Raw genomic sequence first — 24,183 nt, forward strand, 5'->3', positions numbered from 1 at the left:
TGCATTATAGTGGCATGCTGGCATGCCATTATAATAATCTAAGAAGATACCTTTCATATATTTAATTCACGTAAATGCTCTAACATCATACACACAGCCTCATTGACATCTTGATTTTTAATCGCTTGAAAAATCCGTTTATGTTGGCGCAATGCAATATCTTGTTGGGTAATTTCTCTAAGAGATTTTTGGCGGGAAAATAGCAATAGGGCCATCAAAAATTCATTGATCTTGACAATTACATCATTGCCCGAAGCCAGGATTATTGCTGAGTGAAAACGTATAGATGCATTACTCACTTCTTTTTTCATAGTAATATTTCTTTCCATCTCTAGTAGAGCGTCTTCCATAACATCCAGATCTTCTTTCGTCCGACGCTGCGCAGCAAGTCGGACCGCCTGAATTTCAATCGCTTCGCGGGCTTCAAGCAGATCTTTCAATCCAGACTGCGGATCCAGTACTAAAAATCCAATATTATTCAATAAATGTTTGATATCGATTTGTTGTACACATACCCCTTTACCTCGGATATATTTAACAACACCTAAGAATTCTAATATTTTGATCGCTTGACTTACAGGCATTCGACTCACATTAAAGAATTGCGCCAGTTCCCGTTCCGACGGAAGTACTTCACCCTCTTTAATATAGCCTTTCATGATCCACATGCGGATACGTTCTACAATTTGACTATAAAGCACTTCCGAGTTTTTGTCACTTAATTTCAATTCTTGTTCTTCCTGTGGAAAACGAAACATAATAACATCCCTTTTTTGAGTACTTTGGTATTCCGGCATTCCAATTTGTAAATTAATTATATTCCAGCAATATCTATTTGTCAAACTATTTTTGCTTTTTGTGAACTTATCTTGTTCATTATGTCATATTGTACCGAAAAAGCACTACAAACAACGAACTGCTTCCATCATCTCCTAAATAAAATACTAAGTTATGTATAAAAAGAAAGAACCAGTTATGATGTCGCTAAACACCTTAACTAGCTCTTGATTTATCCTTTCTATTTAATAAAGTTCTTCTTATTTATAGCTAAAATGATTCACAAGCACAGATAGCTCCTCGGCCATTTGGGCAAGTTTCTGACTGGATGCAGCAATTTCCTCCACCGACGCCGACTGTTGCTGCGTAGAAGCGGAAATTGTTTCGCTTTGAGCGGCAGTCGTCTTTGTTACACCTTCAACTTTTTGATTCGCTACCATGAGTTTGTTGCTGCTGGCAGCAATACCTTCCAAAATTTGGCTGCTTTGAGTTACTTGCTCCGATACTTTCTTTACAAAAGCAACAATGTTATGGAAAGCTTCCCCGGTAGCTTTTACGACCGCTACTCCGCTCTGAACCTCGCTGGAACCGGATTCCATGGTCTCGACAGCTTTACTTGTCTCAACCTGGATCGTTGAAATGATTTCACTAACTTGTTTTGCCGCATCACCGGATTGCTCAGCTAATTTCCGTACTTCCTCCGCCACAACTGCAAATCCTTTACCGGCTTCACCAGCTCGTGCAGCCTCAATTGCCGCATTTAACGCCAAAAGATTTGTCTGGTTTGCCAACGACGTAATAGTACTAACAATTTGGCCGACTGCCTGGGAATGCCGGCCTAATTCAGCGACTGCAGTAGCAGAACAAGCAACAGTTTTCTCAATATTCTCCATTTGATTTACAGCCAAATCAATTTGCTTTTCGCCTTGTGTTGCAGTCTCTGTCGATTGTTCTGCAGCTTCGGCTGCTTGTCGCACATTAGAAGCCGCATTGTTTATATCCTCAGACATCCGCTGGACTAGGGTATTCATCTCATTTACGATATCACGTTGTTTCATAGTTTCTTCCGCAATATTAGTAACAGCACCTGCTATATCGTTTGCGGCTTGTGCCGACTGTTCTGAAGTCGCTGTTAATTGCTGACTGGATGCGGTAACCTCCTCAGAGGAAACAGACACTTTTTGAACCAGAACCCGCAAGCTCTTAACCATGGCACTAAAATTTTCCGTCAACAATCCCATTTCATCATTTGCGGTTTTATCAACCGTTACAAGAAGATTGCCATCTTTTACCGCATTCGTAGCCGCTACTAAACTTAAAATTGGCTTTACTATTTTTTGGGCGAAGAAATATCCGATGGCAATCACAATACTCATCGTCACGATTAGTATTATAATATCCGTTACTGCCAGCTTACGTACTTGGGCTGTATATCTGTCATAGGATTGTTCAATACAAATTCCCCAGCCTGTATAGGGGTCCTGCGCATAACTTACCATACGCTTTTCCCCGTTGCTGCCTGTGATATTCATGCTCCCTTCCTGACCGCTTAATACCTGTTGTACATAGTTAAGCTGGGTTACATCTTTTCGTTCCTCTACAACCGCGCTATCAGGATGAGCAAGGATTTTTCCCTCCCTATCCACAATGTATGCCGTATCCCCATCTTTTGAACGCTCCGCAATAAAGCCGCTTAAAGTAGTCAAATCCAGTGATCCCTGGATAGCTCCGATTACCGCACCTGATTCATTTTTTATTGGCGTCGCTAAAATTACCATCGGGTGTCCATTGGTTTGCCCAATTAGAACATCGGAAACAACATCATCTGAACCTTGCATGACTTGCTTAAAATAAGGGCGCTTTGATACATCCGGCAAACGATTATTATCATTTCTTACGATATGCATTCCCAACCCGTTAACGAATGCGATGGGTGAAATATCAGTATATACTGTCGCCGCATTAACCAGCACTTCTTTGCCGGAAACAATATCCATACTTTTTGCGCTACTAGAATTAGCAACGGCTTTAAGCCCGTACATATTCTTCTGGAGCAAAGAATCCACTTCCAGCCGCAGATTGCCAACCTTAGAAATTCCGGCACGTTGATACTCGTCTTGCATCGTAGTGCTAATTTGCCAATAAGCGAAAAATGATAAAAAACATAATGGAACAATACCAATTAAAACTAATAACATCATTAATTTACGTTTCACAATTTCACCTGTCCTTTTTGATAAGATAAGACTTGGCTTGTGCCAAGAAAAGCGGCAGTGATGAACCATCCCCGCCTATATCATTTTACCTCCTCCCTGAAAGCTCACTATATTCCTGCGAAAATTACCTGTCCCTGAAATTTTTTCCGGCCATCTTTTTAACATTAACTGCATTAACCATAAATCTACCTCCTTACTATGTTGTTATTTAGTTAGTTCTTATTAATATCTTTATTGGTATTCTGGAATGCCATTGGAATGTAACCCGCTCTGCAACCAGTGATAAAGCATATCTGATGATTTATCACTAAATTTGTCTAACTTTTGATCATTAACTAGAATCAACGCATATTGCTCCATTTTACACTATCCTGGGATACCACAGTGATAATATTATCATATTTGTAATAATATGTCAAAGCAGTTTCCATTTTGTCGTAAATGAAGTTGTTTACAAGGTACTCTTTACCCATATCTTAACTTTTTGCTTACAAACCGCAGACTCTAATGTCACATCATATATCAAATTCTTCATAGATCATCTTCCGTTTTCCATCCTGATCAACAATTGCTGTCTTGGTTCCACACTTATTCACATTTTCTTTAGATAGTTTAATGAATGTGCCATCTTCGCAGTTCTCCTTCATCATTGACAATAATTCATGAAGACCTTGTTCCCCGTTGGCACAGGCAGCTAGTGACAACAGCAAAAAGCCGGTTAGAGTACATTTTAAATACCCCAACCGGTTCTTCCTCTATACTATTTTACCTGTTCATTTTTTTGCCGCTGAAAAGGCCTGCCGGAAACGCCTGGATTTCTGCTGCCAATAAAGGGTCCCGAGATTTGCAAAGGATCTAAGACGACTTGCTTTACAGTCCATACTCCTTTGCTAATTTTTCAAACAAAGGCAAAGCACGCTGAACAGTTTCGGTTTGTACACAGTAGGCGATGCGCATATGCCCCGGAGCGCCGAAATCTGTACCATGTACGAGCAATAGATCATATTTTTTGGCGCGTTCACAAAATGCCTGATCATTCTCTTCCAGCGTTTTGGGAAACAGATAGAATGCTCCTTCCGGTTTTACACAGCTGTAACCCATAGAAGTTAAGCCTTCAAACAAGATATTTCTATTTTTTTCATAAATAGAAATATCTGCTATATCTGCCGCACAACGCGCAATAACTTGTTGAAACAGCGCTGGTGCGCAAACATACCCCAGCACACGTCCAGCGCCGCAGATAGCAGCATAAACGTCTCCAAAATCATCTACTGTGTTCGGCACTAAAACATAGCCAATACGTTCCCCGGGAATAGATAATGACTTAGAATAAGAATAACAAACCAACGTATTCTTATATTTCGGTGCAATAAATGGAACCTCTATACCATCAAAGATAATTTCACGGTAAGGTTCATCTGAAATCAGAAAAATAGGATGGCCATATTCCTCTGATTTCGTAGTAAGGAGTGCGGAGAGCCGGCTAATGGTTTCAGCCGAATAAACTACACCTGTAGGATTGTTAGGAGAATTAATCACAACCCCCTTCGTATGAGGGTTTAACTTTTTCTCGAATTCTTCGAAGTTAATCTGAAAGTCCTGTACCTGAGCGGGAATCACTACGCACTTAGCACCAGCTCCATGCTCAATAAATACCTGATACTCTGGAAAAAACGGCGCAAAAACAATGAACTCATCCGCCGGCGAAGCTGTTAGCGCCTTAAAGCAGAGCGAAATAGATGCAGCTGCACCAAGAGTAAGATAAAGATTTTTCGCCGAATAATCGGTTCCAAAACGGGCGTTTAAAGACTCCGCGATGGCAGTACGACTGTCTTCACTCCCCTGCGCCGAAGTATAACCGTGAATCGCTGACGGATGCTTAGTATTAATTATATCACGAACGGCGTGTTGTACTGAATCCGGTGCAGGCACATTGGGATTGCCCAGTGAAAAATCAAAGATGTTTTCCCGGCCAACAAGCTTTGCCCGCTGGTTACCAAATTCAAAAATTTCACGAATTGTCGAGCGCTTCTTGCCGAGCGCCAAAATATTTTGATTTAACATAAAAGTACTCCTCCTGAAAAATCATTTTAAATCATGCGGGCAAACTTACAGTTCTATTGTAATTACCCTTTTTACTTTACTGATGATTTGCTGCGATCATATCATAATATATAAACAACTAAAATTTATTCTATGAATCGCCTTCAAATCCTGCTATGGACTGAACTTTTTATACCTGTTCTACTTGGGTTTATTGCTTTTTTGACATATTGTGCTTATGTGTTATAATTAAAGGATATTATATTTTGATAGAAGGTTTTTTTATGTCTATTGTAAAACGTTGGGTTTTATTTTTTTTCGGCCTTTTCTTTGTAGCTCTTGGTATTTCCTGTATCGTTAAAAGCATGCTGGGTACCGCACCGATTTCCAGCACACCTTATATTTTGAGTTTGCGTTATCCTATTTCTCTCGGCGGCTTTACCTTTATCGTAAATATGCTATTCCTACTTACCCAAATTCTGATCTTGCGGCGACAGTTTCCATACATTCAGTTGCTGCAGATTCCCATAACCGGTATCTTTAGCTGTTTCATTGATCTTACAATGTACCTGCTTAGTATAGTGACACCGGAATTGTACATCAGTAAATTTATTACATTACTGGCGGGAACCGGCATCCTCGCCCTAGGCGTTACTCTGGAAATCATCGGCAATGTTGTCACTCTGCCGGGTGAAGGCATTGTCAATGCCATTGCCATTCATTGGCATTTAGAATTTGGCAATACAAAGACCTGTTTTGACACTAGCATCGTCCTCATAGCAGGTATCTTATCCTGGATTTACTTTGGCGAAATCCATGGCATTCGTGAAGGCACAGTGATTTCTGCCTTCATCACTGGTTCCATCGTCAGATTTTTCATCAAACATTTAAGCTACATAGACAAAAGCGGCAGCCGTATCTTCCATCTTCCGTTCACACCATTTCCTGATGATGTTAAAAAAAATCATAGCTATCAGTACAATTGAAGAATTGCCCCTGTATTCTCTTTTGCTTGAGATTGCAGGGGCTTGTTTTTGCTCTTCGATTGCGCCAGGACAACTACCCGCTTGCCTGCTCTGCCCCTACGCCATTTGCCGGCGAGCCAGGATGGCAAAAAGACCACTTTGCGCCATCAGTTCCGAATACGTGCCACGCTCCACAATCTCACCCTTATCCAATACATAAATAATGTCGGCGTTGATCACCGTGCTCAGCCGGTGCGCCACTACAATACGGGTGGCATTGAGCCGGTCAAGACTCTCGGTCACTATCGCCTGGGTTCTGTTATCTAACGCGCTGGTTGCCTCATCAAACATAATCAGCCGTGGCCGGTGCACAATGGACCTGGCAATCAGTATCCGCTGCCGTTGGCCGCCGGAAATATTGGAAGCCCCCTCGCTGATCAGAGTATTCATGCCCATGGGCATGGCTTGAATATCCTCAGCCAGCCCCACCATTTCCGCCGCCTGCCAGGCATCGTCAATGGTCAGCGGCAAAGAACCGATAATATTAGATAGAATATCACCCGCCATCATTTGGCCGTTTTGCAGCACTACTCCCATCTGAGCCCGCACCGAAGCCACGTTTACCTCCGCCAGGTCCTGACCATCATAGTAAATAGAACCGGTCTCGGGTTTTTCAAAACCCAGCAGAAGACGCAGTAAAGTAGATTTACCACTGCCGGATGCCCCCACAATGGCGACGAATTGTCCCGGATGTATATTCATGGATATATTGCGCAATACTGGCGGCATGTCAGGTCCGTAGCGAAAAGAAACATTACTGATCTCAATCTGTCCGCTTAATGCGTCGACCTCGGCTTTGCCATTGATTATTTCCGGCTCAGCCTCCAGTATAGGACGCAGCCGTTCGACCTGGGGCACAATATCAAGTAAATTGGCACTCAACGTTATCATGCCGGTCAACGTGGCGTTAAAGCCGACTAGCGCCGAGTTGAAGCCCATGAATTCCGGCAAGGTTATAAAGGCTGCTTGCATCCCGGTGCCTTCGGGCTCAAGCCAGCGCATTGTCAGCCAAAAAACCAGCATGATCAACAGCACAGGCTGCAACGTGTTGACAATTTCCAGCCAGTTGGACTTCCACCGAAAATCCCTGTTCCATTTCCACTGTTCGCCAAATCTTCTGGACCATAAATAAAAAGCCTGGGCTTCCGCACCCTGCATGCGGAACTTGCTCAAACCGTTAAATATTTGTAATACCTGACCAGCCGTTTCTCCTTCAGCCGCCATCATACGCCGTTTAGCCACTACCATACACCATTGCAGATAAACGGTTATGACAAGATAGATAATCCACACCGTCCCCGCTACCAACGTAAGCTTCCAGCTGTAATACAACATAACTAACAGGCTCCAAAAGGAAAACAGCGTATTAAACAAGGCTGATACAGACGCATTGGATAACAGCATAAATATCTGGCTGACACTATGCATGCGTTGGGCTAAATCTCCGGCCTCATATCGCCGGAAAAAAGCAACAGGCAAAGACAGCAAACGCAGCCACAATGCAGCCTCGGCGACCAAATGCGACCTGTTTTTAACTCTCAGAAAGGTAACACCGCGGGCAAAAGCGACGCCGGCTGTAGCAAATGCGGCTACCATCATGACCTGTACAACGATCACCAAGCCCTGGCGCTCATAATTGGGGATAATATGTTCAAAAATAGTTTGGGTAACAAACGGGGTTAGTATAGGAATGATACCAGCAATAAGGCTAATAAATACAACAGCCCATATATCACCAGGCCAGCACTTTTTAGCCATGAAGCTCAGCAAACCGGACACACTAATTGATTCCTTGGGTAAACCGGCATAAACCGTATAAGCAATAGGCTCAATCTCGTGGGTTGTCTCTTCTCTAACTAGTACCGTTTCCGCTCTGCCGGGATCAAACAAGCGGTACTTATCCGCTGTTACCGGCAATATAGCCACCATACGCCGTTCAGGTCCCCGGAAACCGATGAGTGGCCCGTTATCCTGCCGCTGCCATCCCGGTTCCAGGCAGACCTGGCGAACCTGCATACCAGCCAGCCGGACAACACTTCTCAGCATGGGCATGTCCTGTCGCAACGGATCCTCCCCTAACGGTATAGTGACTTGCTGTTCTGCTACCCCTAAATAGCTGGCTACCGCTCTTACCACCATCAGTAAGGGAGAATGCAAACCTTCCACTGTCACCGCGGGGGCCAATTCGGGCATATCGGTACGCAGCAGATGATTGGCAGCACCGTACAACAGCCGTTCTCGCAGTTGCCCTCTGGCGGCCAGCCGTTCGCTGTCGCGCCTGGCGGCAGTAGCAAAATGCAGTTCAATAAACGAGCTAAATAATTGATGACATCTGGCAAGCGGTTCCCAAAAAACCGCCAAGTCCCCATTAGCGGGCAAGAGAAACACCTCTTCCGTAGCTAGTCCTCTAAGACTGGACTTGTCGGCAGCTGTCAACCACCACTTGGACATCAGCGGAAAATCCGTTTCCTTAGTTAGTACATATTCCGGCAGAGGGCCATACCGCACATCACCGCTCTTCACCTGGACCCAAATCATATTTTTCTGTGGTCTGAGCTTCTGCCCCTGTTGGACGGTGACCGATTCACCGACCTCCAGGGATATAAAAGAACGAGGGGGCGGGTCAATTACTGCCGCGGACAGTAATGCTTCCAGCCATTCCTCCAGCATAAACCAGATAGCTTCCAGGATATGCTCACCACTGCGGATGGCCTTCGCCAGTATTTGGCTGCGCGCCATCTGTTTACCTATCGCCCCCCGGGGCGCAAGAACAAGAAGCTTTACCATCCCTTTGCTCTCTGCAGGCGGCAGCCCAAAGAGTGTTTGCCCTTCCCCGGCCTCAAACAAAAAAATTTTCTGACCTTGCCAGGTGCCTACTGAAGCAACAGCATATACATCCACAGTACCTGAGGAGATCTGCAACATTATCTCTGGGTCATCGAGCCATAAAAAGTCACCCGGCGCCAACTCAATATACTCTGCTTGTTTCGCAGAATTCCCCGTTGTCATATCGGTTCTCCTTTCTGTGCAGCTGTCATGTCGCCGGTGTCATAAGCTACTAATTGCCGATAGGGGCCGTCGACAACAACCATTTCTTCATGCGTGCCTCGCTGCACAACTTTACCATCTTGCAGCACAATAATTTCATCGCAGTCTCTGATGGTGCTCAAGCGGTGAGCGACCACTAAACAAGCGCAACCCCGGCGGCGGATATTGTTAACAACCGTTTGTTCAGTCAAGGGGTCTAACGCGCTGGTCGCTTCATCAAGCACAAGTATCGCAGGATTCATAGCTAATGCCCGGGATATTTCCAGCCGTTGCCGCTGTCCGCCGCTGAAATTTCGTCCACCTTCCTGCACATTTGCCTCGTAGCCTCCCTGCAGCGCGGTGATATCGCTGTGAATCGCGGCATCTTTGGCCGCCCGCACAACTTCAAAACGCGAAAGGGTGGAATCAAACAGCGAAATGTTGTCCGCTACTGTACCGGCGAACAGGACAATTTCCTGATCCACTGCTGCAACAGAATTAACAATTACTTCCCGGGGAATCTGGCGGCGGGGCAAACCATCGAATAGTACTTCCCCCGACCATGGCTGATACAGGCCGCATACCAATTTGGCCACTGTAGACTTGCCGCTGCCTGATCCGCCGACCAGCGCCACCCAGCGCCCAGGTTCGATGGTCAGATTGAAGTCTTCAATCAGCGGCGCTTCCAGCCGGCTATAGCCAAAAGTCACCTGCCGTAATTCCAGCCGGCCGGACAGTTTGGCTTTGCCAATGTCTGGCGGCGGCTCGGCGGGATAGTTGTCCTCGTCAACCTGATAACGTGCCACATCATCAAGACGCTGCATCTGCATCTGGGTCGTCTGCAAGGATTGACTTAGATTAAGCAGATTGTTTAACGGTTCTTGAAATTTGCTCATCAGATTCTGAAAGGCCACAAAAATACCGGCGGTCATCAGCCCGTCCATGATCTGAAACCCTCCCACCGCCATAATGACAGCGGTATTTAAGCCGGTTAAAAAGGACGGTGCAAGCATAAAAACTTGTGAGGACAATTCAATTTTTTGCATTGTTTCCAGCATTTTGCTCTGATAGCCTGCCCATTTGTTAAAAAAATCACCCTCATTGCCGCTCGCCTTTAATGTTTCGATGGTTTGAATGCCGGCAATAGTCGTACCATAGGCTTTAGCCGTATCTTGCTGAACCCTCATCTGCTGCTCAGTCATCCAACGAAACATTAGATAGAGAATACCCACATTAATCAAACTGAAAGCGATACCAATACAAGTTAATGTGACATTATACTGAAACAGCAAGCCTAGATAAAAAATTGCTATCGTCACATCCAAAACTGCCGTAGCGGCAGGACCGGCCAAAACCGACGCCACCGCTTCATTAAACTGCACCCGAGAAGCTACTTCTCCTCCATAGCGCTGTTGAAAAAACTCCATCGGCAGCCGGAGCAAGTGCCAGAAAAACCGGCTGGACTCCCCGATGGTTAGCGCCCCTTGCCAACGAGTAAGGCACCAGGAACGCAGCCAGGTCAGCGTCCCCTGCAGCACCATCGCAATCCCCATGGCCAGCAGTAAATTAAATATCCAATCCGCGTGTTTAAAAGATAATATATCATCTAAAAACACCTGGCTGAACACCGGGATGGCCAGTCCGGGGACAATCAGCCCGGCACCGGTCAGCATTGCAAAAAGCAATGATTTTTCCTGACCGCGAAACCGCCTGGCCAAAACCGGCATAATACCAGGCGGTGAACCGCCTTTTTGAAAACCGGGTCCGGGTTTTAACCGCAGTGTGACACCGGTAAAGGACGTGGTAAATTCCTCCCAAGTCACTGTCCGGTGGCCGCCTGCGGGGTCATTTAGGTAAACTAATTCACCTTTAAAGCCTTCCAACACGAGAAAATGGTTAAAATTCCAATGAATGATCAAGGGCAGTTCACTGCTGCGCAGTCCTTCCGCGCTGTCACGGAAGCCGGCGCCCTCCAGTCCCAGGCGCCGGGCCGCTTTCATTACATTGCTGGCCTTGCTGCCGTCACGGGAAACGCCGCATTCTATCCGCAGCTGCTCCAAAGGGAGAAACAGACCGTGATAAGCGAGAATGATCCCCAGGGACGCAGCCCCGCATTCCACTGCTTCCATTTGTAAAACCGTCGGAGTCTTGATAACTTGTGTTTTCGTCATTTTCAATCACTCCGCAACCATTGGTTTAGTTTCAGGAAGGCCTTAGTAACCGGTGCCTGCCGTTTCACTACAACATTTCCCGTACAGGTCGTCCCCGGTGTGATTTTTTCCGGTGCGCCGTGAATGGAAGACCACAAATAACCTGTCGCCGTCTCGCTGTCCTTGATTAGGTCGACCTTAACCTCCATAGCCGCGCCGCCGGTTTGCTTCAATATCCACGCGGTCAATTCCTTGTTGCCTGTCCAGTTGGTTATGCTGTCAGCCAGGACGGGAAAGTTCGATACACTGCGTACCTGACCGACTAAGCTGCCATATTCTGATGCATCCACCGATCCAGGCGCGATTTGTGCCATCATGCCTGGCTGAATCTTCTTGCCCTCCAGTACCGGCACATAAAACAAGACCATCATTTCGCCCTGGTACTCCTCGTCAAGGCGCACATTTAACAGCGGCGTACCTGGCGATAAAATATCACCCATCCCGTTAACGATCTGGTCGGCGACAACTCCGTCCACTGGACTAACCACTCGGCTGTTGCGCTGCAGTTTGTCCTGCAGTTCATTTAGACTGGCCACCCTAGTTGCCATATCTTCACGAGATATTGTGGTATTCAACTCCCGATTTTGCCTGGCAATCTGGGCCTCAATATCCGGCTGCTCAACCGTGGCGACGACCTGTCCACGATGCACCCGGTCACCAACTTTTACCCGCAGTTCTCCCAACCGTCCGCTGACATTAGAGCTGATATTAACTGAGCCGTTGGCATCAACGATCAGACCTGTCCCATTAACCTTAGTAGCCATCACACCAAAGACCGACCAAACCAGTGCGGATAATACCAGCAGCAATATGGCAGCCAAAGCTATCCAAGCCACGGGCGTAGTCGGAGCAAACAATATATCCAATTGATCCGGTGAACGCAGACGTTCGAGCGCTTCCTGGCGGAAGAGTTTCTGGGTTTGTTCCTTCTGCATATCTTCTTTCAATCCTTCCCGGGTTGACATATACCCTATAAAGCTTGTATTACCTGCACTTTCATACCTGGCATAAATTCGGTATCCTTACCGGCTACAACGACTGTCTCATTTTCCGTCAGGCCAGATTGTATTTCCACAAATTCGTCATCCCTGATTCCAGTTTTGACCGTTCGCCGCTCCAGGCGGCTGTCCGGGTCGATCACCAAAACATAAGGCTCCGCATCACCCATTAGGGAGCCCTTCGGCACAGATAATACCCGTTGTTTGCCTGCAGTGTAAATCTTGACCTGATAGTAAGTACCCGGCTCGATCAAACCGCTGGAATTATTGATTTTATACTCCACGGTACGGTATTGGACCGGCGTCTCCAGCGGTGGTGACACTTGTGCAATTGCTAGCTCAAAATCGTTTTCTCCACCAGGATTCCCGCCTTTTATCAGGGAAGCATAGACCTTCTCCACAACTTTGTTTCTTTTTATCGCCATTTTGAAGTTTCCCGTAAGTGGCTGCAATTGTTCCAGAACATCGCTGGCAACATTATTCCGAAAATACAAGGACGCCAGTTCACCGATCAACACCAGCGATTCACCACTGCGCACGACCGCACCCGGCGTATGATACACCTGCAGTACATCGCCGTCACAGGGTGCCGTGATATGCTGTCTTCCTAACCGGGCAACCATTTCTCCGTGGTATGCCTGTGCCGAAGCCAGTTCTCCCGCAGCTGCCCTGAGGCTTGTGTCCGCCTCATCCAGCTGCTGCTGGGAAACCGCATTCTGCACCGCTAACATCTGGTACCTGCGCAATGTATTTGTCCATTTTACAACATTAGCTTCGACGGAACGGACTTTCCCTTCTGCCTGCAGTACTTCAGCGGCCAATCCGCTATTGGCGATTTCACCCAGCAACTGCCCGGCCCTTACTCTATCACCCGGCTTGACATAAACCTGCTCGATAGTACCATCAGTTTCAAAATGCACATCCAGCATATTCGGCGAATATATATTTACGACCGGAAAGTAAACTACCGGCGCGATATCCCGGAACGAAACCCGCGCGTTTCTTACCCGGACATACTGGGAAGCGGCCATTTTCGCCACATGAGCGCTACTGGAAGTATTTACATAGATGCCATACCCCACCAGTAAACCGATTAGTATAATTGCACTAGCGAAAAACACATAAACATACTGTTTCTTCATCGCACTCTCTCCCAGATACAAAATCACTACATATTTTACAGCCGCCTACAGCATGTATTAGATTCGCTCACCTTGCCGAAAATCTGCTGACTGATTCTCATACTCAGAGTATAGTCCCACCACCGTGTTGTCAGCACAATTCGTACTTTGAGGCAACGCCCAAGCTTCCCGGCTTGGGCGTTACCTCAGGAATTCCAGACCCTTTACTAATTCTCCCGAAAAGACAGAGACCTCAATTCCTTTACTGGCCATCATTTCTGCCAGCGACATATGACCTAGGCTCAATCTGAGTAATCGAATGAGTCCGCGTTCCTCAATGAACCAGCATCAGTTTCAAGTTAATCGTTTTCACTCTGTGCCTCCAAATCCCAGTTGTTCCTTTTATTCATTTTTAAGGCAAAATTGGCATTATTTTATCTCTAGTTTATTCTTCTTTTCGTATTTTGTCTATTTTTTTATGGCTTCACTAAATCGTTAGGCCTTACCTTACATCAACCACAAAAATGTTTTATCAGACTTAATACACTATCAATATTAACTGATAAACAAAAACACTTTGTAATTAAAAATAGGGCTTACCAATTCGATATATCTTTCTCGAAACTAACTTTGTCTATATAATTAAAAAGAAAAGGAGAAATTCGAAAATGGAATATATATATTTAATCTTATTGTGGTGCCTATGGTGTACGCTTCATAGTGTAATGATCTCATTGACCATTACAAATTATCTTAAAAATAGAATGGGAAGCAAATACCGATTTTATCGACTTATATTTAATCTTATATCGCTAACAACTCTAATGCCGGTAGCCTTTTATAGTACAGGTTTAAAAAGCGAGGTGTTATTCCAGTGGAGTGGCTTTTCGCTGATAATCCAGTCATTATTAATGATAATTGTAGTAACACTTTTCTTTGCAGGCTTAAAAAAATATGACATGCTACAGTTTTTAGGAATTAGGCAAATTAAATCTGGAAACTCACATATTCTTTTGTCTGCAACTGGTGATATTGACACATCGGGAATTTTTAGATTAACACGACATCCCTGGTACTTAGCGGTAATCATCTTTATTTGGCTACGCGATATATATGTTTCAACGCTGATTATTAACCTTATTCTTACAGTTTACATAGTAATCGGTACGGTTCTTGAAGAGAATAAGATTATTGCAGAGTATGGAACTAGTTATCGCAGGTATCAAGAAAAGGTATCCATGCTTTTCCCATTTAAGTGGCTATTTTCGAAAAAATTGTTTTAACCCCATCTCTTTGCCGCTGGCCCGCGTTTTTCATTCCACCAAAAGTACCGGCAGGCAGCCGAGCAGAACCTTTTTGTCCTACCGCGTGTTTTTGCCGAATCGGAATTTTATAATGAATCTAACGAAAAAAGGCTTTTTACATAAAATCTCGGTTATACTAAATGGGCTGAAAGATTGTATAATTGCGTCAATTTTTAGCTGTGACATAGTAAAGCAAAAATATTGGGAGCGTGTAATTTATGGAGATGAAACTGAATCCTGTAGTTTGGTTTGAGATTCCTGTGGTGGATATGGAAAGAGGCAGAGCTTTCTATGAGTCAGTATTTGACAGAAAACTTACTATTGTCGACATGGGTTCGAGACAGATGGCTATGTTTCCGATGGAAATGGGTGTTCCTGGCGTTGGCGGGGCGCTGGTGCAGGAGGAACACTTTGTGCCGTCCTATGCTGGAACAATAGTATACTTTTCTGTGACCGACATAACCAATACACTGAACAAGGTAGTTGCGAACAAGGGGAAAGAGCTGATCCCTAAGACTAGTATCGGAGAATATGGTTATTGCGCTTATTTTGAAGACAGTGAGGGCAATCGGATCGGGCTGCACACAATGTAGTAATTCCAGACACTAAATCTGATCTACGTCTTACTTCATTAGAGTTAAGTTGTATAGTGTGAGAACCTGGATTAGAATCCAGGTTCTCATTTTGATGATGCAATTACTTACCGATTCAGTTCATAGAAAATCGCAGTTTAGCTGTAATAAAAATAAGTATTACAATACCAGCACCCAAAAACAGCCAAAGAGTTTGGTAACTTCCCTGAGAAAGCAACAAGCTGCCAAGAGCAGTGCCTAAACCCCCACCACCAAAAAGACCTAAGCCAATTAACGCTGAAGGAAGTCCTTTATTTTCAGTTGCAACATCAAAAGCAATTGTCGCTAAGGTAGATTGAATAAAAATATATCCAAATCCTAAACTAATCGTAGCCAGCCACCCCGCTTGCCAATAAGGGAAAATTACCAAAGTAAGAGCTGTGCATAAAGCAAGAAACTCACCGATTATAATCGTCTTTTTGTGACCATATTTTTGTCCAAACTTGCCAACTTGAGAACCAGCAAGCAGACAAGCAAAACCGTAAAACATCACTACCATCCCAACTTGTACGTAATCCAGACCTGCAATTTCATGCAAAAATGCTCCTAAATAACTATATAGGCCAAGTAATAAAAATCCCGTAACCAATGCAAGCGGAAAGATTATCATTCCCTTAGGCGTCAGGGCTACCCGTTTGATTTCAAGAAAAAAATTGCAGTTTAATGGCTGGGAAGCATCTTTAGGCAGTTTTTTCAAAAAGGTGAGCATACAGAGCGTTAATACGGCAAAAAAAATAAAAGCTACGCGCCAGCTAATGAAGTTAGCGAAAATCCCTCCTAATCCAACACTTAACCCTTGACCAAGAAAAACAATCCCCATAAACCTTCCTACATATTTCTGACGCTCCAATAAGGATACCGTGTCACCTATCACCGCCAATGACACAGCAATCACCCCGGCAGCAAAAAAGCCTGTTATAATCCGCCAAAGACATAACATCCATAAAGAAGTAGCAATGGCACAACCAAGAGTACCCAAAGCAAGTCCACATACAATCCACTGTAGTATCCTAGCTTTACCCCAACGGTCACTAATAAACCCATAGACAGGCTGCATTATCCCATAGGGCATCATATATGCGGTTAGTATAATGCTTACTTGAGAGACCGAAACTCCAAATCCAACTGCAATTGCTGGCAAGATAGGAGAAACAATCCAATTATCCGCCGCAGAAATAAATCCTGCAAAACCTAATATCCAAACTAATTTATTATCTGTCATTGAACATTTGCGAATCATTCGTCTCACCGCATTTTCTAAAAAATCACTCGCCGTTGTTTGTAATGTATATGTGCCACTACAACTACTTAACTTTTAGCATATGGATAACTCCATTATACCGCTAAATGCTAGTAGTATAAATTAAAAAACCATAGTTTAAGCCTGCTACGGCTTCCTATCGGTTTTTTGCCATGTTCTACAATATATAGCCATGTCATTTCCGTCCCAAAAACTGTACTGCTACACAACTTTTGATTGAAAATTTTGGCGAAGCAAAGTCAAAAAACCTCTCCACAAATATGCAGAGAGGATATCTACGATTTCTAAGCATTTATTTAATTTACACTTTCGTTCATCGTTTTTTATTTTGCATCTTTTATAGTGATGATAAAAATGCCATGTAACCCTTTTTAGTTTCGTACACATCGGCCTTGCTTACGACCTCCCAAGGAGCATGCATATTGAGCAATGCCACACCGCAATCTATTACTTGCATACCATAAAGTGACAAAATATAAGCAATGGTACCGCCGCCGCCAAAATCGACCTTCCCAAGTTCTGCTGTCTGATACGCAACGTTATGTTCATCTAAAATTTGTCTTAATTTTCCAATATATTCTGCATTTGCATCATTTGAACCGGATTTTCCCCTTGCGCCTGTAAACTTGTTGAATACCATTCCTTTTGCAAAATAAGCGGCATTTTTCTTTTCAAATGCCGAAGCAAATGTTGGATCAAAGGCTGCGCTAACATCTGATGATAACATTCTCGAATTAGCAAGTGTTCTTCTAAGTATAAGTTCTGAATATCCGCCCATTGCATTTAATACTTCTGCTACTGTATTTTCAAAAAATTTTGATCGCATGCCGGTTGCACCAACACTGCCTATCTCTTCCTTGTCAACAAGGATTGTACAGGCTGTTCTCTTTATGCTGTCAAATTCAAACATTGCTGCTAAGGAAGTATACGCGCATACCCTATCATCATGACCATAAGCCATAATCATGCTCTTATCAATTCCCGCTTCCCTTGCTTTTCCTGCTGGAACCACTTCTAATTCTGCTGAAATAAAATCTTCTTCCTCAATGCCATATTTATCCTTGATATGTTTTAAAATCTGTTTTTTTACAGCATCTTTTTCTTCACCCTTTAATGGCTTATTTCCAATAATTACATTAAGTTCTTCGCCTTCAATTACTTTTTCCGCCTTCTTTTCAAGTTGCTCATGTGATAAATGAATAAGCAAATCTGAAATGAACACCACAGGATCTTTCTCATTTTCACCAATTACTATTTCAACAACCGTTCCATCTTTTTTTACTACAACGCCATGGATTGCCAGTGGTAAAGTAACCCACTGGTATTTTTTTATTCCGCCATAATAATGAGTATCAAGATAAGCTAACTCTGTATCCTCATATAATGGATTCTGCTTAATGTCAAGTCTTGGAGAATCTATGTGTGCCCCTAATATATTCATTCCTTGTTCAATTGGATTTTCACCAATCAAAAATAAAGCAATTGCCTTCTTCATATTTATAGCAAATACTTTATCTCCGGCCTTTAACTTTGTTTTATTTTTTATAATGTCTGCCAGATTTTTATAACCGGATTTTTCTGCCATTTCCACAGAGATTTTCACGCATTCTCGCTCTGTTTTTCCGCCATCTAAGAATTTTAAATATTCATTATTGACCGATTCTAATTCCTTCAATTCTTCATTATCATATTTTGTCCAAATGTTTTTTCTTTCCATGAACAAATACCTTCTTTCTTTCTCTTTTGCACTAACAAGTATTGTATCACATCTCGATTCTGTTTGGAGCTAAAGGATCAAGTTCGTATCATTGTGTAAAAAGGAAGTAGCAGCCCTACAGGAGAAAAAAAACCGCAAAATAGTGGCCGACATAAAATAGCCACCATTTTGCGGTTTTTTATTTACATTTTCCCTAACATTTTCTGCCTCAGGTTATGCCTTTACACTTGCTGCAATCGCATCAGCCAAAGCATCTAGTTCTGCCTCTTGTTCCGCTTTTAATGAGGACTTGAAATCCAACGCATCGCCAATGAGCTCGGATTTTTTGAAGTATTCTGTTACATATTCCACCATGCGGTTTTTCGCCGCCGATGCCCAGCTATGGTTGCCAACTACAGCAAATTTACGGTTTTGGAAATGCAAGCATTTGAGATCATGAAGCAAATTTTCCATGGTAAGGTACAGGTTTAGATTATAGGTCGGTGCAGCCAATACCAAGTGGCTATACTTCCAAGCTTCGGCAACAACGAAGGAAGAATGGGTTTTGGATACGTCAAACATCCGCATATCAGTGATGCCGCGCAATGCCAATTTATTGGCCAAAGCATTGGCAACAGCTGCGGTGTTGCCGTACATAGATGCAAAGGCAATAAGCACGCCTTTCTTTTCCGGCTCGTAACTGCTCCAAGCGTTATATTTGCCCACTATGTATTGAATCATTTCCGGGGTACGATAGATTGGGCCATGTAGCGGTGCAATCATTTCAATGCCAAGCGGCAATAGTTTTTTCAACGCCAATTGGACTTGTGGCCCGAATTTGCCGACGATATTGCTGTAATACCGGCGAGCATCGGCAAGATACACGGCTTCATAATCCACTTCGTCTGCGAAAATGTTGCCGCTGAGAATACCAAAAGTACCGAACGCATCGGCGGAAAAGAGAAGCTTTTCTGTTTGTTCAAAGGTAACTGTAACTTCCGGCCAATGCACCATTGGCGCTTTGAATGATTGTAGTTTGTGCCGGCCGAGATCAATGACATCCCCTTCGCCGACAGTAACATAGTTATCCGGACAAGGCTTTCCATAGAATTGCTCGAAGAAGGTAAAGATTTTAGCGTTGCCGACAATTTTCACATCCGGGTACATTTCCACCAAATCCACCAAGGCTGCGCAGTGGTCAGGCTCCATATGGTTGATAACAAGGTAGTCTAATTTCCGGTTCTGCAGTAAGTATTTTACATTGGTCAGAAATTGCACCCGGATTGATGCGTCGACCGAGTCAATTACTGCTGTTTTTTCATCTAAAATAAGGTAGGAATTGTAGCTCACCCCATTAGGTAGCGGAAGCATATTTTCAAACCGTTCGGTAGAAAAATCGTTGCCACCGATCCAGTACACATCCTTCTTAATCTCTTGTATACATTGCATGACATTCATCCTTCCTGATTTATGATTCCTATTAATTTGTTTTCGTCAGTTTTATTGTAACAAAAGTCTAAAATGTCTTCAATTATGCATTTACAATCTGTTTGAGTTTATGGCTGATTTCTGTAACATGACGTTGCTCTTCACCTTTTAATTTCAAAAATACAGTCTTTGCATCTTCAAATTTGGAACATTTAGCTAATTCATCATAAAGTAAAATTGAATCTTTTTCAGCACCTAAAGCTAATTTAATAATATTTCCCACAGTTGCCAACTCATTGATAATGCGCTCTGCATCCTGTTCAGTCGGAAATACATGGGATTCTACCAGTACAGTTAAATATTTTGAAGTCTCTGCATCAAATAAATATTCCGCACTATGAGCCTCTTTGCAAGCTTCAATCCGATTGAAATACTCTGTAAAGGTACTTAGATGTTCTTGTTCTTCTTCCATTAATATTTTAAATAACGCCTTAGCTTGTGTATCATTAAATTTGTTATATGCCTTCTGATAGAAATTGAAACCTCTTTTTTCAATGTTCATTGCAATTCTCAAGCCTTCAAGATCACTCAATAAATTCTCCATATTATACCTCTCTTTTGAATAATTGTTATCCTTTGATATCAGTTCTATAAAATTTAATATCTTCCTCCTTTTTTACAAAAATTTCTGCATAAAATGTTAAAAATTTTGATAGTGCCAATAAATATGCGCAAAAATCATCGTTGCGCCCCAAAATGTAGGCCGCTTTTTGATAAAAGTCTTTCACCAGGTCCCAACTCGACAAGCGAAAAAAAAAATACCCAGCATAGTTGCTGGGCCGAAGAAAGTGCTCCCACATAGTAGAATTTGACATATGGATTATATATCTTCAAAGTGCCAGTTAGTTTACCTATAAAACATTAACCAATGATATTTTGCCAAGTGCCTTACCTGACTCAAGATACTCATGGGCTTTACTGATGTCAGTAAAGGCAAATTTTTGTGGATCCTGCAGAATGCGTAAACTTCCTTGTTCAATTAATTGTCTCGCCTGGTCTAAGATTATTCCATGACGCTCCCGCTCAATATCAAATAGCATGGGTGCGGTCATCAACAATGCATGAAGAGTAATCGCTTTTGAATGCATCATTCCTATGTTGAGCGTGGCTCTAGCGTTGGTAGTACAAACCGTACCCTTTAGTTTGACAGCATTGAAACTATGAATCAGATTATTTCCGCCCACTGTATCGAAAACTGCATCAAAGCCCTTACCATCGGTAAATTTAGCCACATAACTTTCAACTGATTCATCATTAGCCACAATTACATAATCCACACCATATTCTTTTGCGATAGCAACCTTTTCAGGGTTCGTGACAGTACCGTAAACAACAGCCCCTTGCTGTTTCGCCAATTGTACTGCGATATGACCTACACCGCCTGTAGCACCATGGATTAAAAGTTTTTCTCCCGGTTTCGCTAAGGACTTTTCTACAATTCCTTCCCAGGCAGTTATCGTGACTAGTGGAAATAAAGCTGCCATAAAGTGATCGATATTTTCTGGTTTTTTGGCTATCAATCGAGCATCAGCTAACATATATTCTGCCAATGCCCCCTGCAATTGACCAACTCCGCCGGTACAGCCAAATACCTGATCTCCCACTTTCCAAGGGTCAGTTCCAGCGCCAACAGCTACAATCTCACCGGAGACGTCGGCATTCAAAATGGCAGGCAGCACCGGCCCTATATTGGCAGCCAATCCAGAGCGAATTTTCGTCTCAAGTGGGTTGACACTGCTTGCCACAACTTTTATCAATACATAACCTTCGCGAAGCTCCGGATTATCTACGTCCGCTAGCTCAAATACTTCAGGACCCCCGTATTGACGAATTACCATTGCTTTCATATTTTTATAACCCTCCCTTTCGCAAATTCAAGGCACAGCAGCCCCTTTTATTTATTCATTCCATCTATGACAAAAAGTCTTGGCGGATGGGAGTAAAAATGTCGATAATTACCGAGCCTTCTTCGAGTGCTGTTACACCGTGCAACATATTTTTACCAGCGTAAAAACTATCTCCTTGTTTGAGAATTTTTTTCTCGTCTCCAAGTATTATTTCGAAGCTGCCTTTAGTGATGTAAGAAACTTGCTCATGATCCGTATGCTTGTGGGGCGCGCCAACGCCGCCTTTTTTAAACAGGTTTTCCACCGACATGATGGTATCCCCATAGCTCAGTACTCTTTGCGACTGTTTATCGGTAATTTGCTTATAGCTGACGCTTTGACTTTCTACAATCATTTTGTCCATTTGGCTGCCTCCTAATTATTTTGTCGTTATAGAAGTTTTTTCTGTAACAAGAAAATAAAGAAAAAAATATTTATTCTAATATTTTAAATTTGATTACTAAACTAAAAACACCTTCGGAAAATTTTGATGCTTACTATAAACTTATTGACGAGCCGACCGAAAAATTCCAGCGCGATAATTTGACCTTTATCATGTAAAGGTGTTCCTGGCACAGGTATCCTTCGCATGACTGCCATTACTTTTACATGGTAGTCGTGCCCGCATCATTTCATCAATAAGCTCTTGGTAGCTATGCTCCGGCCCAATAGGCTCCACGCAATAATATAGATCAATCTGCAGCTTATACACATTAGTGCCACTTAATCGCCCGGCACTGAACCCATGATATGATACCGCTTAACAAAGTAACAACTATACCTTCAAGAATAATACCTGCGATAACATTGGTATAATTGGCAAAAACATTGTTATTTTGGATATAATAGCCCATACCATGTGTAGCGCCTAACATCTCTGCAAAATTTAGCATTAATAGAGATGTCGTCATGGAAACTTTTAGTCCCGAAATAATGCCCGGAAAAACATAAGGCAACACGATTTTCCACATCATAGTAGAATTTTTCACATTGAGGACTCTGGCCGAATCCTCAATGCGCTGGTCAATAGAATTTACCCGTATCATCATGTTTAAAAAAGTAGGCCAAAAGATACCAAGAATAATTACAACAACCGATGCACTACGAAAAGTAGGCATTATCGCAACAAGATATGGCGAAAAAACCACCGCCGGAATCGGCGTCAGCACATTGGCAATAGGAAAGCTAAACTCACGCAAACGCTGTATCCGTCCTGCAACAATACCGAGTATTACACCGCCGCTAAGGCCAGAAAAAAAACCAATAAGTAGTATTTCCATAGAATAGGCAACATTAAGTAATAACTCCTTGTACTGAGTCGCGAAAACATTAAACACATCTTCAGGGTTCGGCACTAAAACAGGATGGGCGATATCGAGTTTCGTTGTACATAATTCCCAGATAATAAATACTAACCAGACAATAATAACAATATCTGACGGCGCTCTGCATTTTATATTTTTTCGTTTTAAGTTGATTAACTTATATATATATATTAGCTCAATAAGGGCAATAGTAACCAACAAAGGAGTTATAGACATTACTTTTTTTTGTCCCGGCACCAGAACAAGCAAAATCAATATGACCAGTAATACAGTTGCCGCAAAAAATTCCTTATACTTAAAGTAATTCTTCATTTTCGTCTAACTCCGCCTCAAGATAGAATAATTCCCGCAATTCATTTTTAAGTCTCTCATAGTGTTCTGATTTTATAAATTCGGCTTGATTGCGCGGTCTTGCATAAGGTATTTTGATATCTGCACAGATTTTTCCGGGACGCATAAAAATAATACGGTCGGCCAGAAAAATTGCCTCATCAATATCATGCGTTACAAATACTACGTTTTTTTTTCGTTCGCTATAATACCAAAGGGACTCTAACAGCAATTGCAGCCCGCGTCTGATTTTGGCATCGATAGCGCCAAAAGGCTCATCCAAAAGCAATATTTCGGCGTCCATAGCCAAAGCTCTGGCAATAGCCACTCTTTGCTGCATACCGCCGGAAAGTTGATAGGGATATTTATCCTTCGCGTTTTCCATCCCAACTTTTTTTAAATACTCAACTGCCAATTCCTCAACTTGTTGTTTAGACAAGTTTTTCTTTGCTTGCTGAATCCCAAATTTTATATTTTTTTTGGCCGTTAGCCAGGGAAATAGGGAATAATGCTGAAAAACCACGCTTCTATCAGTCCCGGGACCACGAATAAGTTGATGATCTATAGATACTTCTCCTTCAGTAGGAAGTGCCAGTCCGGCTAAAATTCTAAGCAACGTGCTTTTACCACAGCCGGAATGACCAATAATACAGACGAATTCTCCATTTTCAATCGTCAAATTAATATCATCCAAAACTAATTCAGTATTATCCTTATAACTATAAAAAAGATGGTTCATATGAATAGCTCCCATTTTGTATGCCCCCAAAACTTGCTTCCAGGAAAATTCTAATCAATTAAACTATCACTGCACTGCATGATTAATGCAGTGCAGTGACTCGCT

20 protein-coding genes are annotated in these 24,183 nt (G+C 42.9%); 3 read left to right on the forward strand and 17 right to left on the reverse strand.

Annotated elements, in window-relative coordinates:
- Positions 1-53 precede the first annotated feature (53 nt).
- The 4 genes from SALPA_RS01315 to SALPA_RS01330 all read right to left on the reverse strand — a co-directional run bounded on the left by SALPA_RS01315 (position 54) and on the right by SALPA_RS01330 (position 5,057).
- A complete protein-coding gene (locus SALPA_RS01315; protein ID WP_255450711.1) occupies positions 54-797 on the reverse strand; it encodes a FadR/GntR family transcriptional regulator in 744 nt (247 codons plus the stop codon).
- Between the two features lie 240 nt (positions 798-1,037).
- Positions 1,038-2,978, reverse strand: coding sequence for a methyl-accepting chemotaxis protein (locus SALPA_RS01320; protein WP_222427803.1), 1,941 nt, complete (start codon positions 2,976-2,978; stop codon positions 1,038-1,040).
- Positions 2,979-3,508: 530 nt separating this feature from the next.
- Positions 3,509-3,736: a hypothetical protein gene (locus SALPA_RS01325; protein WP_145088739.1), complete on the reverse strand. Its 228-nt coding sequence runs from the start codon at positions 3,734-3,736 to the stop codon at positions 3,509-3,511.
- Between the two features lie 127 nt (positions 3,737-3,863).
- The gene (locus tag SALPA_RS01330; RefSeq protein ID WP_145088742.1) at positions 3,864-5,057 is read right to left on the reverse strand and encodes a pyridoxal phosphate-dependent aminotransferase; all 1,194 of its coding nucleotides are present in this window, start codon (positions 5,055-5,057) and stop codon (positions 3,864-3,866) included.
- A gap of 263 nt (positions 5,058-5,320) precedes the next feature.
- On the opposite strand from SALPA_RS01330, the gene SALPA_RS01335 reads away from it, so the two are divergent.
- The gene (locus SALPA_RS01335; RefSeq protein WP_145088745.1) at positions 5,321-6,022 is read left to right on the forward strand and encodes a YitT family protein; all 702 of its coding nucleotides are present in this window, start codon (positions 5,321-5,323) and stop codon (positions 6,020-6,022) included.
- Between the two features lie 96 nt (positions 6,023-6,118).
- On the opposite strand, the gene SALPA_RS01340 is transcribed toward SALPA_RS01335, so the two are convergent.
- From SALPA_RS01340 to SALPA_RS01355, 4 genes are read right to left on the reverse strand one after another with little or no spacing between them, the layout of a single operon-like run.
- Entirely contained in the window at positions 6,119-9,070 is a 2,952-nt protein-coding gene (locus tag SALPA_RS01340; protein WP_145088748.1) for an NHLP bacteriocin export ABC transporter permease/ATPase subunit, read from the reverse strand.
- On the reverse strand, positions 9,067-11,259 hold the full coding sequence (locus SALPA_RS01345; RefSeq protein WP_145088752.1) for an NHLP family bacteriocin export ABC transporter peptidase/permease/ATPase subunit: 2,193 nt from the start codon (positions 11,257-11,259) through the stop codon (positions 9,067-9,069). Before SALPA_RS01345 ends, SALPA_RS01340 begins: the two co-directional genes overlap by 4 nt.
- Before the next feature lie 2 nt (positions 11,260-11,261).
- Positions 11,262-12,263 carry an NHLP bacteriocin system secretion protein gene (locus tag SALPA_RS01350; RefSeq protein WP_145088755.1) on the reverse strand — a complete coding sequence of 334 codons (1,002 nt, stop codon included), beginning with the start codon at positions 12,261-12,263 and terminating at the stop codon, positions 11,262-11,264.
- A gap of 5 nt (positions 12,264-12,268) precedes the next feature.
- Positions 12,269-13,438: an efflux RND transporter periplasmic adaptor subunit gene (locus SALPA_RS01355; protein WP_145088758.1), complete on the reverse strand. Its 1,170-nt coding sequence runs from the start codon at positions 13,436-13,438 to the stop codon at positions 12,269-12,271.
- A gap of 647 nt (positions 13,439-14,085) precedes the next feature.
- On the opposite strand from SALPA_RS01355, the gene SALPA_RS01360 reads away from it, so the two are divergent.
- Positions 14,086-14,700, forward strand: a complete 615-nt coding sequence (locus SALPA_RS01360) for an isoprenylcysteine carboxylmethyltransferase family protein (RefSeq protein ID WP_145088761.1) — start codon at positions 14,086-14,088, stop codon at positions 14,698-14,700.
- A gap of 239 nt (positions 14,701-14,939) precedes the next feature.
- The gene (locus tag SALPA_RS01365) at positions 14,940-15,314 is read left to right on the forward strand and encodes a VOC family protein (protein ID WP_222427804.1); all 375 of its coding nucleotides are present in this window, start codon (positions 14,940-14,942) and stop codon (positions 15,312-15,314) included.
- A gap of 115 nt (positions 15,315-15,429) precedes the next feature.
- Here SALPA_RS01365 and SALPA_RS01370 read toward each other — a convergent pair whose 3' ends face one another.
- From SALPA_RS01370 to SALPA_RS01410, 9 genes are all read right to left on the reverse strand, one after another.
- Entirely contained in the window at positions 15,430-16,575 is a 1,146-nt protein-coding gene (locus SALPA_RS01370) for an MFS transporter (RefSeq protein ID WP_222427805.1), read from the reverse strand.
- A 376-nt stretch (positions 16,576-16,951) separates the two neighbouring features.
- A complete protein-coding gene (locus SALPA_RS01375) occupies positions 16,952-18,331 on the reverse strand; it encodes an aminopeptidase (protein ID WP_145088768.1) in 1,380 nt (459 codons plus the stop codon).
- 213 nt (positions 18,332-18,544) lie between these two features.
- Positions 18,545-19,759 carry an FprA family A-type flavoprotein gene (locus SALPA_RS01380; RefSeq protein WP_145088771.1) on the reverse strand — a complete coding sequence of 405 codons (1,215 nt, stop codon included), beginning with the start codon at positions 19,757-19,759 and terminating at the stop codon, positions 18,545-18,547.
- Between the two features lie 82 nt (positions 19,760-19,841).
- A complete protein-coding gene (locus SALPA_RS01385; protein WP_145088774.1) occupies positions 19,842-20,342 on the reverse strand; it encodes a ferritin family protein in 501 nt (166 codons plus the stop codon).
- A gap of 307 nt (positions 20,343-20,649) precedes the next feature.
- Positions 20,650-21,645, reverse strand: coding sequence for a zinc-dependent alcohol dehydrogenase family protein (locus SALPA_RS01390; protein ID WP_145088777.1), 996 nt, complete (start codon positions 21,643-21,645; stop codon positions 20,650-20,652).
- A 64-nt stretch (positions 21,646-21,709) separates the two neighbouring features.
- Entirely contained in the window at positions 21,710-22,048 is a 339-nt protein-coding gene (locus SALPA_RS01395) for a cupin domain-containing protein (protein ID WP_255450712.1), read from the reverse strand.
- 189 nt (positions 22,049-22,237) lie between these two features.
- Entirely contained in the window at positions 22,238-22,396 is a 159-nt protein-coding gene (locus tag SALPA_RS01400) for a hypothetical protein (protein WP_222427806.1), read from the reverse strand.
- A 1-nt stretch (position 22,397) separates the two neighbouring features.
- On the reverse strand, positions 22,398-23,321 hold the full coding sequence (locus SALPA_RS01405) for an ABC transporter permease (RefSeq protein WP_145088780.1): 924 nt from the start codon (positions 23,319-23,321) through the stop codon (positions 22,398-22,400).
- On the reverse strand, positions 23,305-24,078 hold the full coding sequence (locus SALPA_RS01410; RefSeq protein ID WP_222427807.1) for an ABC transporter ATP-binding protein: 774 nt from the start codon (positions 24,076-24,078) through the stop codon (positions 23,305-23,307). The genes SALPA_RS01405 and SALPA_RS01410 overlap by 17 nt, the downstream gene beginning before the upstream one ends.
- Between the last annotated feature and the right edge of the window lie 105 nt (positions 24,079-24,183).

Origin of the sequence: Sporomusa sp. KB1 (assembly GCF_007830295.1) — a bacterium.
Classification (GTDB): Bacteria; Bacillota; Negativicutes; order Sporomusales; family Sporomusaceae; genus Sporomusa.